We start from the raw sequence: 16,313 nt of genomic DNA, 5'->3' as shown, positions 1-16,313 counted from the left end.
GCAGACAAAATGGCGATGTGACGCTGGAAAATCCTGATCTCTTGTATAAGCTGGGCTTATGCGAAGCCTGCGCCACCTCTTGCCTTCCGCCGGCAGCCTGATCGTCTTCGAGGCGGCCGGGCGGCTGTCGAGCTTCACCGCCGCCGGGCGAGAACTCGGCATGACGCAGGCCGCCGTCTCCTATGCCGTGCGAGGACTGGAAGAACAGCTTGGCGCCAAGCTGTTCCAGCGCCGGCACCGCCAGGTCATCCTGACCGAGGCCGGCGAGCGCTTCCACGCCGACGTTTCGCTCGGCCTGTCGCATATCCGCAAATCGGCGGAGGATCTGCGCCTGCAGGCAAGTGGCGGCCATGTAACGCTTGCCGCGTCGACGGCCTTCGGTTCCTTCTGGATGATGCCGCGCCTGCAGCAATTCCGCGACGAACTGCCGGGCATCGACCTGCGCATCCAGACCGCCGACCGCGACCTCGACATCATCGCGGAAGGCATCCCTCTCGGCGTGCGCGGCGGCGAGCCTCGGGACTGGCCGGACTATCACTCGTTGCCCCTGGCCGACGAGGAGATATTTCCCGTCGCCGGCACCAGCTATGCGGCAAAGTTCGGCCTGCCCAAATCCGCTGCAGAACTGGCCACGCACCGCCTCATCCATCTGGAAGAGCCGTATCGCGAGGCGGCCAGTTGGGACGAATGGTTCCAGTCGGCCGGCGCCAATCTCAGCGATACCGCACGCGGCCTGCGCATCAACGACTATGGCCTGGTGATCCAAGGAGTCATGGAGGGGCAAGGCATCGCCCTTGGCTGGCGGCACCTCGCCGAGCGGCTGCTGGCATCGGGCCTGCTGGTGCCGGTGACGGATCATGTGATGAAGACCGGCAAGGCGTTCTATGTCGTCTGGCCGAAGAACCGGGAACTCAGCGAAAATGCCCGCAAGGTGCGCGACTGGCTGGCCGCGCAGGCGTAATCCGTGCTGCGAACTGATCCACCGCTCTCACGATTATGCCTCTCCCGCACACCCCGAATCCGCCTATAGTGCCGCCATGCCCATCCGCCAGCTTTCCGAAACGATGATCAACCAGATCGCCGCAGGCGAAGTCATCGAGCGTCCGGCAAGCGTGGTCAAGGAACTGGTCGAGAACGCGCTGGACGCCGGTGCTTCACGCGTCGAGATCGTCACCGCCGGCGGCGGACTGAACCTGATCCGCGTCACCGATGACGGCTCCGGCATCCCCGAACCGGAGCTGGCGTTGGCGATCGCGCGTCACTGCACCTCCAAGCTCACCGAGGATATCAACGACATCCGCTCGCTCGGCTTCCGCGGCGAAGCGCTGCCGTCGATCGGCTCGGTGTCGCGGCTGTCGATCCGGTCACGCACCGCCGCCGGCGACAGTGCCGCCGAGATCGGCATCGAGGGTGGCCGCGTCCTGCCCGTCAAGCCGGCGGCGGCCAATCGCGGCACCACCGTCGAGGTGCGCGACCTGTTCTTCGCAACGCCGGCTCGACTGAAATTCATGAAGGGCGAGCGCGCCGAGAGTTCGGCGACCAGTGACGTGGTCAAGCGCATCGCCATCGCCTTCCCCGCCGTGCGCTTCACGCTGGCCGGCTCGGACCGCTCGACACTGGAACTGCCGGCGACGGACGACAGTGCGGCAGGCAGCCTGCGCCGTGTCGCCCAGGTAATGGGTGCCGATTTTCCCGACAATTCGATTGCCATCGAGGCGATGCGCGAAGGCGTGCACCTGACCGGCCACGTGTCGATCCCGTCCTTCACCCGCGCCAATGCGCTGCAGCAATATGCCTATGTCAACGGCAGGCCGGTGCGCGACAAGCTGATCGCCGGCGCCATTCGCGGGGCCTTCGCCGACGTCCTGCCGCGTGACCGCCATGCAGTGACGGTGCTGTTTCTTTCACTCGATCCGGCCATCGTCGACGTCAATGTCCACCCGGCCAAGGCCGATGTGCGCTTCCGTGATCCCGGCCTGGTGCGCGGGCTGATCGTCGGTTCCATCCGCCAGGCGCTGGCCGATTCCGGCATGCGCGCCGCCACCACGGGTGCCGCAGGCATGATGGCGGCCTTCCGCCCGGGCGCCGCATCCTACGGTCACGGCGGCCCGGCCAACGGTCATCGCAGCTACGAGGCGGCCTACCGAGCGTCAGGCCCCTCCGGCTTCGACCCGGCCCGATCGCCGCAGCGACCGCTCGACATGGGTTTCGAGGGCGCGGGCTTCGATCAACGCGGCTTACGCGAAAACGAGCAGGCGGCGTTCGATGCCGGCCCGCTTGCCAGCGCCGATGCGCGCGCCGGGCAGGATGAGGCGGCCGAGACGCTGCTTGGTGCGGTGCTCGGTGCGGCGCGCGCCCAGGTGCATGAGAACTACATCGTCGCGCAGACCAGGGATTCGCTCGTCATCGTCGACCAGCATGCGGCGCATGAGCGTCTGGTCTACGAAGCGCTGAAAAATGCGCTGCATTCGCGGCCGGTGCCTTCACAGATGCTGCTGCTGCCTGAAATCATCGATCTGCCGGAAGAGGATGCCGAACGGCTTGCCATGCATTCGGAAACGCTGGCCCGCTTCGGCCTCGGTATCGAGCGCTTCGGCCCCGGCGCCGTCGCAGTGCGCGAGACGCCGTCGATGCTCGGCGAAACCAATGTCCAGCAGTTGGTGCGCGACCTCGCCGACGAGATCGCCGACAACGACACGGTCGACACGCTGAAGGAGCGGCTGGACAAGATCGCCGCGACCATGGCCTGCCACGGCTCAGTGCGCTCCGGCCGCCTGCTCAAGGCCGAGGAGATGAATGCGTTGCTGCGGCAGATGGAGGCGACGCCCGGCTCCGGCACCTGCAACCACGGCCGCCCGACCTATATCGAGCTCAAGCTGGCGGATATCGAAAGGCTGTTCGGCCGGCGTTGAGGTCTTGCTATCGGCGTCCCGTTTCATTTCCTCTGGCGGTACTTTTTGGTCTTGCGGTCAAAGGCATAGTCCATCGTATATCCGGCGCCGCCACCTCGAAAATTCACCGAAATGATGTCCTCGCTTCGCTCGGCCCACTTCTGGACGTTCGCATAGATGGACGTCATCAGCATGCCGGCGTTGCAGCCATCATCATAGAAGGCGATCTCCTGAACGACCTTCCTGCTGCTCTTTTTGATGACCTGCATTTTCGCCATGCAAGTGCCTGAGTCGGTGTTCGTATAAACACCGGCAAACCTGTGGGCGGCTGTTTCGGCCCAGAAGGGAATCTCGATGGCCCCGTCGATCTTTGGGTCGCCGGTATCGTCCAGGCTCGCGACCTTCTTGAGCGTGACGGGATACGTGTCTGCCCCCTTGCTCCAGGTGCCTGTCGCGCCGCTTTCAGCCATGTCGAGGGAAAACGGGCATCCGGTGGTGTCGACGGGGATCTTTGATCCAACCACCAATATCCGGTCGAATTCCTTGTCATTCGAGATCTCGCAGAGCACGAGGCTGGTGCCGTTGAGCTTGCCGAACACCGCTATCGGGCTTTGCTTCGCGTCGTAGAAGTAGCTTCCCTCGACGGTCATGCCGCTGCCGAAGCTGTCATATGTCTGAAGCGAGACATGAACGGGCTGGGAACCGATGGACCCTTCGTAATTCTCCACGTGATACCAACCCGCGGCGGCCTCCCCGCTCAGCAGCAGCACAGAAAAAATTGCTGATATGAACAGTCTTCCCATCCCGACCCCGCTCCACACAAGCGGCTCACCATAGCCGCCCGCCTGGCGCGTGTCTGCATCGCAACGAGCACGGCTCGGGATTTGAGTTCGGAAACGGCTCCAGCCTTTTGTTTTACCTCTTCAAATTCACCACGATCACGCCACCGAGCGCCAGCGCACCACCGAGGATGCCAAGCAGGGTCGGCACTTCGCCCAGCCAGAAGAAGCCGATCAGGGCAGACATTGGCGAGACAAGGTAGAGGAAGTTCGAGGCACGTGCCGCAGGCAGACGCGACAGGGCGGTCGCCCAGGCGGCATAGGCGATCAGGCTGGGCACGATGCCGAGGAAGATGACGGCGCCAAGGCCGGCGGTATCTGCAACGACCGCTTGCGAAAAGGCTGACGGCAGGAAGGGCGACAGGCAGAGTGCGCCTAGCACCATGTTCGAGGCAGAAATGGTCAGCGGATGATGGCGGGCAAACAGCGGCTTCTGGACTATGGTGTTGACGGCCGAGCACAAGGCCGAACCGAGCACCAGCAGCGCGCCGGTGTTGAAGTGCAGGCCATGCCCGTCGGCCATGGCGATGACGCCAATGCCGGCGAAGGAAATCACCGTGCCGGCCCAGGCCATGCCCGAAAAACGCTCGCCAAGCAGCGCCATTGCCATGATGGCGGTGAAGATCGGGCTGACATTGATGATGAAGCCGGCGGCGCCGGCCGAGACGGTCAGTTCGCCGAAATTGAGCATTACGGTGTAGAGCGCGACGAAGATGGCACCGCCAAAGACCAGGCGCCACACTTCGTCCAGCCTAGGCAGCGCCGGGCGCTTGGCGGCCAGGAAGATCGCCGCCGGCACAGCGGCAATGGCAAAGCGCAACGCACCCAGTTCCAGCGGCCCAAAGGCGGCGAGGCCTGCGCGGATCGCCGGAAAGGCAGAGGCCCAGCCAACCACCGTCAGCGCCACCGCGATGGCTGCCGTGGTGTCCATCCGTTGTGTCGAATTCAACGTGCTGGTCATTGCGCTCATCTCGCTGTCCTCGTGTTCTTCGGTCCTGAATGGCAGAAAACCCCTTTTCGGGTCGGTTGACAAACGACCAAATCGAGGATCACCTGTGACTATGGATCACAGCTCAGACACAATGGTACCGCTCGAAACGCTGCGCGCCTTCGACGCGGCGGCGCGAACGGGCAGCTTTTCGGCGGCCGCCGAAAAGCTCAACATCACCCACGGTGCCGTCAGCCGGCAGATCGCCAAGCTCGAAGACTGGCTGGGGTTGAAAGTTTTCGATCGCGGTGCGCGCGGCGTCTCGCTGACCATCGAAGGCAACCGGCTGCATTTGCGCACGGCGGAGGCTTTCGCGCTGATTTCCAGCCATTCCGACCGCTGGGTGGAACCACGCGGCACCGCCGTGGTGCGATTGACCTCGATCCCCTCGGTCAGCGGGCTGTGGCTGATGCCGCGCATGGCGGCGCTGGAGAACGATCCCTCCAAGCTGCGCATCGTGCTCGACGTCGACATCCGCCAGGCCGACCTTGCCGATGAGGGCATTGATCTCTCGATCCGCTGCGGCCGCGGCGGCATTCCGGGCCGCATCTCGGTGCAGCTTTTCGAGGAACATGTCTTCCCCGTCGCCTCGCCCGAGCTTGCCCGCGAGATCGGCCGCGGCGACCCTGCCCGACTGCTCAAATATTCGCTGATCAACGATTCCGACGCGTCAGCCTGGCGCGCCTGGTTTGCCGCGCAAGGCATGGACTATCGCCCGCGCCCGCAGGACCGCCGCTTCGAGGACTATAATCTGGTGCTCGACGCCGCCGCCTATGGGCTCGGCATCGCGCTGGCGCGTCCACCGCTGACCGGGCATCAATTGAAGTCGGGCCGCATCACTCCCGTCGACGGGCGCACCGCGCTCAATCCGGTATCCTATTGGCTCGACCGGCCGATGGGACGGCCCCGTGCCGCCGCGGCGGAACTGGCGCGCCGTATCGCGGTGCAGGCAGGGCTGTCGCCGGAAAAGATGGAAGCCTTCATCGAAGCCGAGGGTTAGCGCAGCATCAAGAGAACGAACCCAAGGACCACGGTTCCTAGCAAACCGGCCATTGTCGAAACGAAGCCGATCTTCACCAGCAGGTGCTCGGGGTTCGGCGCCGCACCATGGGATTGCTTGGCCGGCCTTTGCGGGCCCGCCGGGGTATCCAGTGCGGCAGCGTTGCGCGGGACCGGAGCCTGCGGCGGGATAAGCGACAGCAATGACAACCCCGCAACCCTTGCAGGAGCATTGTCATTAGCCGTTGCCGAAGGTGGCAAGACGGCTCGCTGCGTTTCGGCTTCAGGCGTTGCCTTTCTCGCCACGACCGTTGCCAATGCCACTTCTTCCCCCGTCACGAACTGGGCAAGATAGGCCTCGACGATGCCAGCCGACGCGATCTGTTGCGATTTGACGACCATCGGCGCCGCAGGCAAAGCCAACAGCGCGGGTGCTGTCTGTTGCGCAAGCATGGACGGCGCAGGCGGCTGGACCAGCGCCTTGACCAGTGCCGTCATGACTGGGTCGGCCTTTGCCGACGGCACGGCCTGCGGCGTCATCGTTTCCCTAAGCAAGGCGGCAAGGCGGGCGGAGGAAATGTCCATAGTGCCCCGACATCAGCGTTTTTCTCCCCAACAATAGGGTGTCAGCATTGTCTCAAGCTTGTCACATGCTTGACCTCGCCGGGAATTTATGGCGATGAAATCCCCATGAACCTCGGCGTCCCTGCATGATGAACCGTTTCGAAGGCCCCGGCGGCAAGGAAGCCCGCATCCGCTATCTCGATGGCGACTTCCAGGTTACCAGCCCCGGCGCATTCGTGCGCTGCGCGGTGACAGGCGAAAGCATTCCGCTCGATGAGTTGAAATACTGGAGTGTCGCGAGGCAAGAGCCCTACATCAACGCTACTGTCTCACTGCGCCGCGAAATCGAGGTGCATCCGGAATTGCGTAAGCGCGGCTAGAGCGGTTCACCGTTTCACGGAAACGGCGAACCGCTCTAGCTCTTTGTTTTGACGCAATTCCGGACGGAAAACCGTTCCACGCTTTTCCTGAAATTGCTTTAGCCCTTCAGCTTGCGCTGGCGCCAAGCATCGAGCGTTTCGTCGATGATGCGCTCGGGAACATTGTCGAGTTCGAAAACCGTGTCGATCTCCAGCACCTCGAGCCGGTCGACAAAGTCCTGTGAGGCGCCATGGCGCAGCCGGGCGGCATCCTTGGCGGTGGTGATGAGGCCGAGCCCCTCGGCGCGTGCGGTCGCCGCCAGCTCTGCAAGTTCGTCCTCTGCATAGAAATGATGGTCCGGAAACGGCCGCGTCAACGCCAGTTCGCCGCCGGCCTCGCGGACCGTGTCGAAGAATTTCTCGGGATGGCCGATACCGGCGAAGGCCAGGAACCGCTTGCCGGCAAGCCTTGCCTTACCGTTCGGCTCGGTGTGGGCTTCGAAGATCGGCCGGCCGGCGCGTGCCGCCTGGCGGACCACGGCGTCGGCTGCGGTGCCCTCGCCCATCTTCAACAGCCCGCTGGTGAAGACCAGTTGGTCGACGACCCTGGCCCGGAGCGGACCGCCCGGGATGACACGGCCATTGCCGATCCCGTAGCGCGCATCGACGACGACCAGCGCGTAGTCGATGTGGATGCGGGCGCTCTGGAACCCATCGTCCATGATCAGGAAATCGCAGCCATGCTTTTCGAGCAGCAGCCGGGCGCCGGCGGCGCGGTTCGGCGTCACCGCCACCGGCGCGTGTTCGGCCAGCAGCAGCGGCTCGTCGCCGACATGCCTGGCGCTGTCGTGATCGATATCAACGACATGCGGCTCGGCGAAGGAGCCGCCATGGCCGCGCGACAGGAAGCCGGGTTTCAGATGCATGCGCTTGGCCTTTTCGGCGAGCGCGATGGCCACGGGGGTCTTGCCGGTGCCGCCAACGGTGAAATTGCCGATGCACAGAACCGGTGCCTCGATCTTCTCGCGCTTGGCTCGCCGCATGCCGCGGCCGGCGGCGGCCCCGTAGATGGCCGACAGCGGCGACAGCGCCAGGACCCGCCAGTCCGGCTCTTCCCACCAGAATGGTGGTGCTTCGGAGGCCACGCTAGCGCCCGTTCGCGCCCTTCAGGCGCGACTTGACGACCAGCGGCTGGATGTAGGGTTCAAGGGATTTCAGCGTGCGCGCCAGCGCACCGCGCATCTCGTCGACGGTCGCAACGCCCGCCGCCATCATCTCGTGGCGCGCCACTTCGTTGGTCAGGAGGAAATTGACGGCGCCGGCCAGCATGTCGCGATCGCGCACCAGCTTGGCGCCGCCACTGTCGAGCAGACGCTGGTAGGCCTCGCGAAAATTCTGCACATTGCGCCCGGCGAGAACCGCTGTGTCGAGCATGGCCGGCTCCAGCGGGTTCTGGCCACCCTCGGAGGTCAGCGAGCGGCCGACGAAGGCGATTTCCGTCAGCCTGAGATAGAGCCCCATCTCGCCGATCGTGTCGCCGAGCAATATGTCGGTGTCGGCAGTGATCCTGTCGCCCTTGCTGCGCCGCGCGACCTTCAGGCCCATGCCGGAAATCTGTGCCGCCAGGACCTCGGCGCGATCGGGGTGGCGTGGAACGACGATCGTCAGAAGACCGTGGTGACGCTTGTGCAGTGTCGCGTGGACCTCGGCGGCGACCACCTCCTCGCCGTCATGGGTCGATATCGCCGCCCAGGTCGGGCGCGCGCCGATCTGCCGCCGCAGCGTCGCCAGCACCCGTTCGTCGACAGGCGGCGGCGACGTGTCGACCTTGAGGTTGCCCGACACCGTAACCGGCCGCGCGCCGAGAGCGAGAAACCGCTCGCCATCGACATCAGACTGCGCCACCACATGAGCCAGGTTCTCGAACAACGCCTCGGCGATATTGGCTCGTTTCTTCCACGACTTGAACGAGCGGTCGGACAGCCTGCCGTTGACCAGCACCTGCGGCACGCGGCGCGCGCCGAGCTCGAGGATGGTCATCGGCCAGATCTCGGATTCGGCGATGATCGCCAGATCCGGCTGCCAGTGATCGAGAAACCGGCTGACCGCCGGCTTAAGGTCGAGCGGCACATACTGGTGGATGATGCGATCACCGAGCCGCTCGTCGGCAACCTGCGCCGAGGTGACCGTTCCGGTCGTCAGCACGATGTTGACGCCATAGTCGAGAATGCTTTCGACCAGCGGCACGACGGCAATGGTCTCACCGACGCTCGCGGCATGGATCCAGATCACCGGCCCGTCGGGACGCGCGCGGCCGGCGACACCATAGCGCTCGCGGCGGCGGTTGCGGTCCTCCTTGCCCTGCGAGGTGCGCCAGGCGACATAGGGTCCGACCAGCGGATAGGCAGCGGCGCCGGCGAAACGGTATGCCGACAGCATGACTCGCGCCCAGTGACCGCTCATCGCGGAGCATCCACGAGACGGTAGGCCTCGGCGGTCGCGGCATTGAGCGCGACCGTCACTTCCTGACGCTTACGCTCCATTTCGGCGTCATCGGCGCCGGCGGCCACGAAGATCGGCGGGCCGATGACGATCGACGAGCGGCCGAATGGCAGGTTGATGGTGGTCTTATCCCAGCTCTTCTCCAGCACCTTGCGGCGGCTGGTGGTGATGGCGACAGGCACAAGCGGCCGACCCGAGAGGCGCGCCAGGAGAACGATGCCAAGCCCTGCGTCTCGCGGCGTACCGTGCGGAATGTCTGCTATCATGGCGACGTTCTTGCCTGCACTGAGCGACTTTTTCAGGGCGATAAGTGCTTTTGCCCCGCCCTTGTCGAGATGCCTGGCATTTTCACGTCCGCCCGAACCACGCACCGCCTCGATGCCGAATTTCTCCAACATCAACGCGTTGAGCTCGGCATCGGCGCTGCGTGAGACCATGGCGACCAGCGGCTTACGCTTGGGGTAGTAGGCTGGCGTCAGCAGATGCTGGCCGTGCCACAGGGCGATGATGCCGGGCTCGAACTCGGCATAGGCCCGGCCCGAAAACCGCGCCGATCCCTCGACGACGCGATTGGTGAGGCGTACGAACCGGACGAACTGAGCGAACAGGCTGGCGATGGCGTTCTTGACGAATCGCGACTGCGCCAGCGGTTCGCGAATCTTGCGCCAGAAGGCCTTGGTCGTGCGGCTGCGTCCCCTGCCCGTGGGCTCGGCGTTGCTCGCTGGCCCTTTCGCCAGATCATGCTCCATCGAAGTCAACCGGCAGCCTTGTTGTCGGGGTCCAGCAGCCGGTGCAGATGGACGACGAAATAACGCATGTGGGCATTGTCCACGCTGGCTTGTGCCTTGGCTTTCCACGCTGTGTGCGCGGATTGATAGTCCGGATAGATGCCGACGATGTCGAGCCCGTCGAGATCGCGGAAATCGGTGCCGCCGAGCTTCTTCAGTTCGCCACCGAACACCAGATGCAAAAGCTGTTTTTTTCCGTCTTCCGCGGCCATGTCGGTCCTTCACATATCGTGAGTTTGTGACAGGTCTAGACCAAAGCCGCCGACTTTGGAACCTTCAGAGCGAGATGAATTCATCTCGCTCTGGAAAACGCTTTCACGCATCCAGTCCGGCGATGACGCCGGCGAGCACGGCCAGCAATTCACCGCTGCCGGCGGCGAGCGCGCCATGACGGGTCACCTCGCCGGCATAGAGTGGGGCGCGGCCATGCTGGTCGAGCAACTGGCCGCCGGCCTCGCGCAAGATGAGATCGGCCGCCGCAATGTCCCAGTCATGCGCGTTCGGTTTGACGAAAGTGGCATCCAGCGCGCCATTGGCAATCATGGCCAACCGATAGGCGAGCGAAGGGCTGTAGGGGGCCCGCTTCAGCCGCGCCTGCCATTCGGGCGGCATCAGGTCGGTCAGCTGCTTCAGTCCGGAAATCTCGGCCGTATCCGCCAGCTTGCGCACGGCAATGCGCTTGCCGTTGCGGAAGGCGCCCTGGCCGGGCAGCGCCCAATAGGTCTCTTCCATCGCTGGGCATTCCAGCACGCCGGCCAGCGTGCGGCCCTGCTCGACGACGGCAACGCTGACGCACCAGGTGCGCAGGCCTTCCAGGAAACCGCGCGTGCCGTCGATCGGGTCGACGACGAAGGTGCGGCCTGCCGAAAGCCGAACCGGATCGTCGACTGTTTCTTCCGACAGCCAACCATAATCGGGCCGTGCCGCCAGCAGCGTTTCGCGCAGATAAGCGTCGGCGGCATGGTCTGCCTCGCTGACCGGCGATGTGCCGCCCTTCATCCAGACTTGCGGTTTGTTGCCGAAGTAACGCATGGCGATGACCCCCGCCTCGCGGGCGGCATCGCGCAGCAGCGGCAAGTCTTCGGTGGCCCCGACAGTGGTCAGGTCATGCTCCGGCAAGGGTCATGCCTTCGATCAGGAGCGTCGGGGCCGCGGTACCGAAATTGCGGTCGAGATCATCAGCCGGCACCATGTTGAGGAACATGGTCTTCAGGTTCGAGGCGATGGTGACCTCGGCGACCGGATAGGCCAACTCGCCATTCTCGATCCAGAAGCCCGAGGCGCCACGGCTGTATTCACCAGTGACCATGTCGACGCCCTGGCCGAACACCTCGGTGACGTAGAAGCCGGTCTTGAGCGATTTGATCAGTTCTTCCGGCGACCGCTCGCCAGGCTCGATGGCGAGATTGGTGGAGGATGGCGTCACGGAAGAGCCACCGCGCGCGCCGCGCCCATTGGTGGTCAGACCAAGCTCGCGCGCGGCCGAGGTCGACAGGAACCAGTGGTTGAGCACGCCCTTCTCGACCATGAACAGCTTTTCGCCCTCGACGCCTTCGCCGTCGAACGGACGCGAGGCCTGGCCGCGCCGCCTGAGCGGCTCGTCCGTGATGGTGATGGCGGATGCGGCCACCTGCTTGCCCATCATGTCGCGCAGGAACGAGGTCTTGCGCGCGACCGAGGCACCGTTGATGGCGCCTGCCAGATGGCCGGCGATGCCACGCGCGACGCGCGGGTCGAACACCACGTCGACCGGCCCGGTCGCCGCCTGACGCGCGCCAATGCGCCGCACGGCGCGCTCGCCGGCCTTGCGGCCGATGTCTTCGGGCGCATCGAGATCGGCAAAATGCTGGCGCGAGGAGAATTCATAGTCGCGCTCCATGCCCGTGCCCTCGCCGGCGATGACGCTGGCCGAGCGCGAAAAACGCGAGCCGACATAGTGGCCGAGGAAGCCGTGCGAGGTGGCCAGCACCAGGCCGCCAAGACCGGCACCGGCGCTGGCGCCGGCCGAATTGGTCACGCCCTTGACGGCAAGGGCCGCCGCTTCCGCCGCGAGGGCAGCCTCCTTCAACTGGTCGGCCGACACTTCGGTGGCGTCGAACAGGTCGAGATCGCGTGTCTGTTTGGCGAGCAGTGCTGGGTCGGCCAGCCCCTGATAGGGATCCTGGGGTGACACCTTCGCCATCGCCACGGCGCGTTCGGCCAGTGTTTTCGGGTCGGACGCTGCCGTCGCCGAGACACTCGCCACCCGACCGCCGATAAAGACGCGCAGCGCGACATCCTCGCTCTCGGACGATTCGGTACCCTCGACCTTGCCGAGACGCACCGACACCCCGGTCGAGCGGCCGCGCACGGCCACCGCGTCGGCGGCATCGGCGCCCGCCTTCCTGGCAGCCTCGACCAGAGCCGCGACGCGGTCGGTCAATTTTGCTGCGTCTGATATATCGGTCATGCCTGAAATCCTGCTGGTGCGGCCGGCGTCTGGCCGTTGCCCACCCATCTATTGTTCCGGTCCGGCTTGTGCAATGGCATAGGCTTCAATCAAAATGCGGGGCGACGGTTCAAATCGCGAACCCTGTGACGTAAAATCGGTCCCCAGCCTGCTCGGAGCATTTTTCGATGACGCCCTTCCATCTCGCCTTTCCCGTCCGTGATCTCGATGAAACCCGCGTTTTCTATGGCGAGGTGCTGGGCTGCGCGATCGGCCGCTCGTCGACGACCTGGGTGGACTTCGACCTGTTCGGCCACCAGATGTCGGCGCATCTGCGGCCGCAGGCCGCACAGGCCACCCGAGACGGCAAGGTCGACGGCATCACCGTGCCGATCCCGCATTTCGGCGCCGTGCTCTTGATGGACGACTGGCAGCGCCTGGCGACGCGGCTAGAGGCGCGCGACGACATCGACTGGCTGGAACGGCCGATGGTCCGCTTCAAGGGCGAGTCTGGCGAGCAGGCGACATTGTTCATCCGCGACCCCTCGGGCAATGCCTTGGAATTCAAGGGTTTTCGCTCTCTGGAGCAGGTTTTCGCGCACTAACTCGGGCGCAGGCACCGGTCGGTCAACGACCGAAACGATCCGCCGCAAAGGGTGCGAGGCGCGCGGGATCGCCGCGTCCGGCGATCAGGTCTGCGACCAGCCGCGCCGTGATCGGAGCAAGCGTCAGGCCAAGATGGCCATGACCAAAAGCGTGGATCACTCGGGAATTGCCGCGCGAAGGGCCGATGACCGGTCTGGAATCCGGCAGGGAGGGCCGGAAGCCAAGCCATTCGGATGAAGGTGAGCCTAGCTTGGGAAAGATTTGCCTGACGCCGCGGTCGAGCAGCGCCAGCCGGCGCGGATTTGGCGGCGCGGCAAGCCCACCGAGTTCGACGGTGCCGGCGACCCGCAACCGGCCGGCCATCGGCGTCATGTAGAAACCGAGATCGACGGGACAGACCGGCCGTGTCAGCAGCGGAGCGTCAGTCCGGAATTCCAGGTGATAGCCGCGCTCGGTCTCGAGCGGGATCCTGTCGCCGGCCTGCGCGGCCAGTGCGCGCGACCGTGCACCGGCGGCAATCACCACCGTGCCCGCCTTGATGCTGAAGCCCTGGCCGCTAAGCCGGACAGCGCCGGTCTCGACCTGCAACCCGGTGATTGCCGCTTGCCTCACCGAGGCGCCACGGCCGGCCGCGGCACCGAGCAGTCGCCGCATCACCGTTGCCGGATCGGTCACGTTGATCGAGTCCGGAAAAAACAAGCCATGCGTTGCAGTCGCCGGCAAGCCGGGCTCAAGTGCGGCCACCTCCTGCGGCGTCAGGATCTCCTGATGAACGCCGAATCCGGCGCGCATCGCCCGGCCGCCAGCGGAGGCGGCAAAATCGCTTTCGCGGCGATAGAGGTAAAGACAGCCATTGCGGCGTAGCAAATCTTCCAGGCCGGCTTCCCCAGCCATGTCCTCCCAGGCCGGCAAGGCGTCGGCCAGCAGTCCGGCAAGCGCCAGCGCATTGGCCCGTGTCGCCGCCGGCAGCGATTGCCGCATGAACCGGACCAGCCATGGCGCCAGTTGCAGCAACGCCGGCCAGCGCAGCGAAAACGGGCTGTCGGGATCGAGCAGCAGCTTTGGCAACGCGCGCAGCACGGAAGGAGTGCCGACCGGCATGCAGGCGTATTCGGCGACCGTTCCGGCATTGCCGAACGAGGCGCCGGAGCCCGGCTCATTGGGGTCGATGAGCAGCACTTCGCGACCGTCCGCGGCAAGGCGGAGCGCCGTCGCCAGCCCGACAACACCGGCGCCGACAATGGCGATTTCGACGGTTTCTGAAACTGCCACTGTTGGATCTTCCTGTTTGACCGTGAGCTGCTCTCGGGCCCGCGTGCCGCTCATGTGGTCGCTTGGTTCGGGGTCACGGTCCAGTGTTGATCCCCGGAATCGAATAGGCCAGACTTTCTCGCCTTCAGGCGACAGGCGTCCAGATGACGTCCTCGATTTTCTGCGCGCCGGTCGCCAGCATCACCAGGCGGTCGAAGCCGAGCGCGATGCCGCTGGCCGGCGGCATGATGGCAAGGGCGGCGAGAAAATCCTCGTCGAGGGGATAGCGCTCGCCATAGATGCGCTGTTTCTCGTCCATCTCGAGGACAAAGCGCCGGCGCTGCTCCTCGGCGTCGGTCAGTTCGCCAAAACCGTTGGCGAGCTCGACACCGCAGCAATAGAGCTCGAAACGCTCGGCGACGCGCGGGTCGCGCGGGCTCGGCCGCGCCAGTGCCGCCTCGGCCAGTGGATATTCGCACAGGATCGTCGCCCGCCTTTGCCCGAGGAACGGTTCGACCTTTTCCACCATAACCCGGCTGAACAGGTCGGCCCAGCTGTCGTCGGGCGCGGTGCGCAAGCCGGCGCGGGTCAACGCGGCATACAGCGCATCGCGGTCGGTGCTGCCGTCGGCGGCGACCGTGGCCAGCAGGTCGATGCCGGAATAGTGGGTGAAGGCATCCGCCACCGTCAGCCGTTCCGGCTCAGCAAACGGATCGCAGTCGCGGCCCCGGAAGGAAAAGCACGTCGCCCCTGCCCTCGTCGCGGCCAGCGCCAGAAAGGCGGCGCAATCCAGCATCAGGCTCTCATAGGCCTCGCCCACCCGGTACCATTCGAGCATGGTGAATTCGGGATGATGCAAGGGGCCGCGCTCACGGTTGCGGTAGACCGGACCGAGGCTGAAAATCCTGGTTTCACCGGCGGCGAGCAGCTTCTTGCAGGCGAATTCCGGCGAGGTGTGGAGATAGAGTGGCGACCGCGCGCCGTCCGGCCCAACCACTTCCGTCGCGAAAGCCGCCAGATGCGCCTCGTTGCCGGGCGAGACCTGCAAGGCGGCCGTTTCCACCTCGACGAAATGATGGCTGGCGAACCAGCCGCGCAGGCCGGCGGCGATGCCGTTGCGCAGCATCAGTCGCGGGCGGCGGTCGGCATGGACATGCGGCGTCCACCAGGGCGAAGCTTCTCTCATGGGGCCCAGATCATGGTGGAATGGGGCTGGCGGCGGCGGCCAAGATGCGGTAGGCCCCCATCCAGCGCCGCACTAGCCGGCAAACGCCAGTCAACTCTTCTTGCAGGATTTAAAACCGTGGTGAAAGTCATCGCCAGTTCGCTCCGCAAAGGCAACGTCGTCGACAAGGACGGCAAGCTTTATGTGATCCTCTTTGCCGAAAACATCCACCCAGGCAAGGGCACGCCGGTAACGCAGCTCGACATGCGCCGCATCGGCGACGGGGTGAAGGTTTCGGAGCGCTACCGCACGACCGAGCAGGTGGAGCGCGCCTATGTGGAAGAGCGCGAGCACACCTTCCTCTATCGCGACGGCGAAGGCTTTCATTTCATGAACCCGGAGACTTACGACCAGGTCGCGGTGTCGGAAGCCGTGGTCGGCGACATGGCGCCTTACCTCCTGGAAGGTATGGCCGTGCAGGTGTCGCAGTTCAACGGCATCGCCATCTCCCTGGTGCTGCCGCAGCGCGCCACCTTCGAAGTGGTGGAAACCGAGCCGACGACCAAGGGCCAGACGGCCTCGTCCTCCTACAAGCCGGCCGTGCTGTCCAACGGCGTGCGCACGCTTGTGCCTCCGCACATCGCGCCGGGCACCCGCGTGGTGGTGATGACGGCGGACGGGGCTTATGTAGAGCGGGCGAAGGACTGAGGGGCGGCTTTTAGCTTCAGGGCGAAGGCGGCTATTCCTCAGCGAGCGACCCTTAGGGACAAGGGATCGAAGGGGCCGGGAGCGGATCGGTCGGCTTTTGCGTTCCGATTGGCGAAAGTCGCCCTTCGGGTCCACCATGACGACGTTTCAGATAGCCCATTTAGATGGACCCGTTGCCATCCGTTGGTTTAACGGGCTTAGGTTATACTGGCTCGAAGGTGGAGG

Annotated in this window: 17 protein-coding genes; 6 read left to right on the top strand and 11 right to left on the bottom strand. The window is 65.0% G+C overall.

Annotated features, from left to right (window positions below):
* The first annotated feature begins 58 nt into the window (after positions 1-58).
* Entirely contained in the window at positions 59-961 is a 903-nt protein-coding gene (locus tag ASD99_RS15380) for a LysR substrate-binding domain-containing protein (protein WP_056593826.1), read from the top strand.
* Positions 962-1,037: 76 nt separating this feature from the next.
* Positions 1,038-2,912: a DNA mismatch repair endonuclease MutL gene (gene mutL, locus ASD99_RS15375; RefSeq protein WP_056593823.1), complete on the top strand. Its 1,875-nt coding sequence runs from the start codon at positions 1,038-1,040 to the stop codon at positions 2,910-2,912.
* 23 nt (positions 2,913-2,935) lie between these two features.
* On the opposite strand, the gene ASD99_RS15370 is transcribed toward mutL, so the two are convergent.
* Both ASD99_RS15370 and ASD99_RS15365 read right to left on the bottom strand, forming a co-directional pair.
* A complete protein-coding gene (locus tag ASD99_RS15370; RefSeq protein ID WP_057144166.1) occupies positions 2,936-3,694 on the bottom strand; it encodes a hypothetical protein in 759 nt (252 codons plus the stop codon).
* 112 nt (positions 3,695-3,806) lie between these two features.
* Positions 3,807-4,700, bottom strand: a complete 894-nt coding sequence (locus ASD99_RS15365; protein WP_056593817.1) for a DMT family transporter — start codon at positions 4,698-4,700, stop codon at positions 3,807-3,809.
* Between the two features lie 91 nt (positions 4,701-4,791).
* Here ASD99_RS15365 and ASD99_RS15360 point away from each other — a divergent pair, with 91 nt between their 5' ends.
* Entirely contained in the window at positions 4,792-5,718 is a 927-nt protein-coding gene (locus ASD99_RS15360; RefSeq protein WP_082583291.1) for a LysR family transcriptional regulator, read from the top strand.
* Here the strand turns inward: ASD99_RS15360 and ASD99_RS15355 are convergent.
* Positions 5,715-6,215 carry a hypothetical protein gene (locus ASD99_RS15355; RefSeq protein ID WP_244497763.1) on the bottom strand — a complete coding sequence of 167 codons (501 nt, stop codon included), beginning with the start codon at positions 6,213-6,215 and terminating at the stop codon, positions 5,715-5,717. The genes ASD99_RS15360 and ASD99_RS15355 overlap by 4 nt on opposite strands.
* 212 nt (positions 6,216-6,427) lie before the next feature.
* On the opposite strand from ASD99_RS15355, the gene ASD99_RS15350 reads away from it, so the two are divergent.
* Positions 6,428-6,661 (top strand): DUF2093 domain-containing protein, encoded by a 234-nt coding sequence (locus tag ASD99_RS15350; RefSeq protein WP_056593808.1) that lies wholly within the window; start codon positions 6,428-6,430, stop codon positions 6,659-6,661.
* 98 nt (positions 6,662-6,759) lie between these two features.
* Here the strand turns inward: ASD99_RS15350 and lpxK are convergent, their stop codons facing one another.
* From lpxK to ASD99_RS15320, 6 genes are all read right to left on the bottom strand, one after another.
* On the bottom strand, positions 6,760-7,785 hold the full coding sequence (lpxK, locus tag ASD99_RS15345) for a tetraacyldisaccharide 4'-kinase (protein WP_057144163.1): 1,026 nt from the start codon (positions 7,783-7,785) through the stop codon (positions 6,760-6,762).
* 1 nt (position 7,786) lies between these two features.
* Complete coding sequence (waaA, locus tag ASD99_RS15340) at positions 7,787-9,103, bottom strand: lipid IV(A) 3-deoxy-D-manno-octulosonic acid transferase (RefSeq protein WP_057144162.1); 1,317 nt, start codon at positions 9,101-9,103, stop codon at positions 7,787-7,789.
* Positions 9,100-9,891, bottom strand: coding sequence for a lysophospholipid acyltransferase family protein (locus ASD99_RS15335; protein WP_056593798.1), 792 nt, complete (start codon positions 9,889-9,891; stop codon positions 9,100-9,102). Before ASD99_RS15335 ends, waaA begins: the two co-directional genes overlap by 4 nt.
* Positions 9,892-9,896: 5 nt before the next feature.
* Positions 9,897-10,142, bottom strand: coding sequence for a DUF4170 domain-containing protein (locus ASD99_RS15330; protein WP_056593794.1), 246 nt, complete (start codon positions 10,140-10,142; stop codon positions 9,897-9,899).
* 103 nt (positions 10,143-10,245) lie between these two features.
* The gene (locus ASD99_RS15325; RefSeq protein WP_057144161.1) at positions 10,246-11,049 is read right to left on the bottom strand and encodes a 3'(2'),5'-bisphosphate nucleotidase CysQ; all 804 of its coding nucleotides are present in this window, start codon (positions 11,047-11,049) and stop codon (positions 10,246-10,248) included.
* Positions 11,036-12,379, bottom strand: coding sequence for a TldD/PmbA family protein (locus tag ASD99_RS15320; RefSeq protein WP_056594514.1), 1,344 nt, complete (start codon positions 12,377-12,379; stop codon positions 11,036-11,038). The genes ASD99_RS15325 and ASD99_RS15320 overlap by 14 nt, the downstream gene beginning before the upstream one ends.
* Positions 12,380-12,546: 167 nt before the next feature.
* Here ASD99_RS15320 and ASD99_RS15315 point away from each other — a divergent pair, with 167 nt between their 5' ends.
* The gene (locus tag ASD99_RS15315) at positions 12,547-12,963 is read left to right on the top strand and encodes a VOC family protein (protein WP_057144160.1); all 417 of its coding nucleotides are present in this window, start codon (positions 12,547-12,549) and stop codon (positions 12,961-12,963) included.
* 22 nt (positions 12,964-12,985) lie between these two features.
* Here the strand turns inward: ASD99_RS15315 and ASD99_RS15310 are convergent, their stop codons facing one another.
* Positions 12,986-14,236 carry an NAD(P)/FAD-dependent oxidoreductase gene (locus ASD99_RS15310; protein ID WP_057144199.1) on the bottom strand — a complete coding sequence of 417 codons (1,251 nt, stop codon included), beginning with the start codon at positions 14,234-14,236 and terminating at the stop codon, positions 12,986-12,988.
* A gap of 124 nt (positions 14,237-14,360) precedes the next feature.
* Entirely contained in the window at positions 14,361-15,401 is a 1,041-nt protein-coding gene (gene epmA, locus ASD99_RS15305) for an EF-P lysine aminoacylase EpmA (RefSeq protein ID WP_056593780.1), read from the bottom strand.
* Positions 15,402-15,518: 117 nt separating this feature from the next.
* Between epmA and efp the strand changes: the two genes are divergently transcribed.
* On the top strand, positions 15,519-16,088 hold the full coding sequence (gene efp / locus ASD99_RS15300) for an elongation factor P (protein ID WP_013532351.1): 570 nt from the start codon (positions 15,519-15,521) through the stop codon (positions 16,086-16,088).
* Positions 16,089-16,313 lie beyond the last annotated feature (225 nt).

The sequence above is a fragment of the Mesorhizobium sp. Root695 genome (assembly GCF_001428185.1).
Taxonomy (GTDB): domain Bacteria; phylum Pseudomonadota; class Alphaproteobacteria; order Rhizobiales; family Rhizobiaceae; genus Mesorhizobium.
This window is presented reverse-complemented; position numbering and strand designations above follow the sequence as displayed.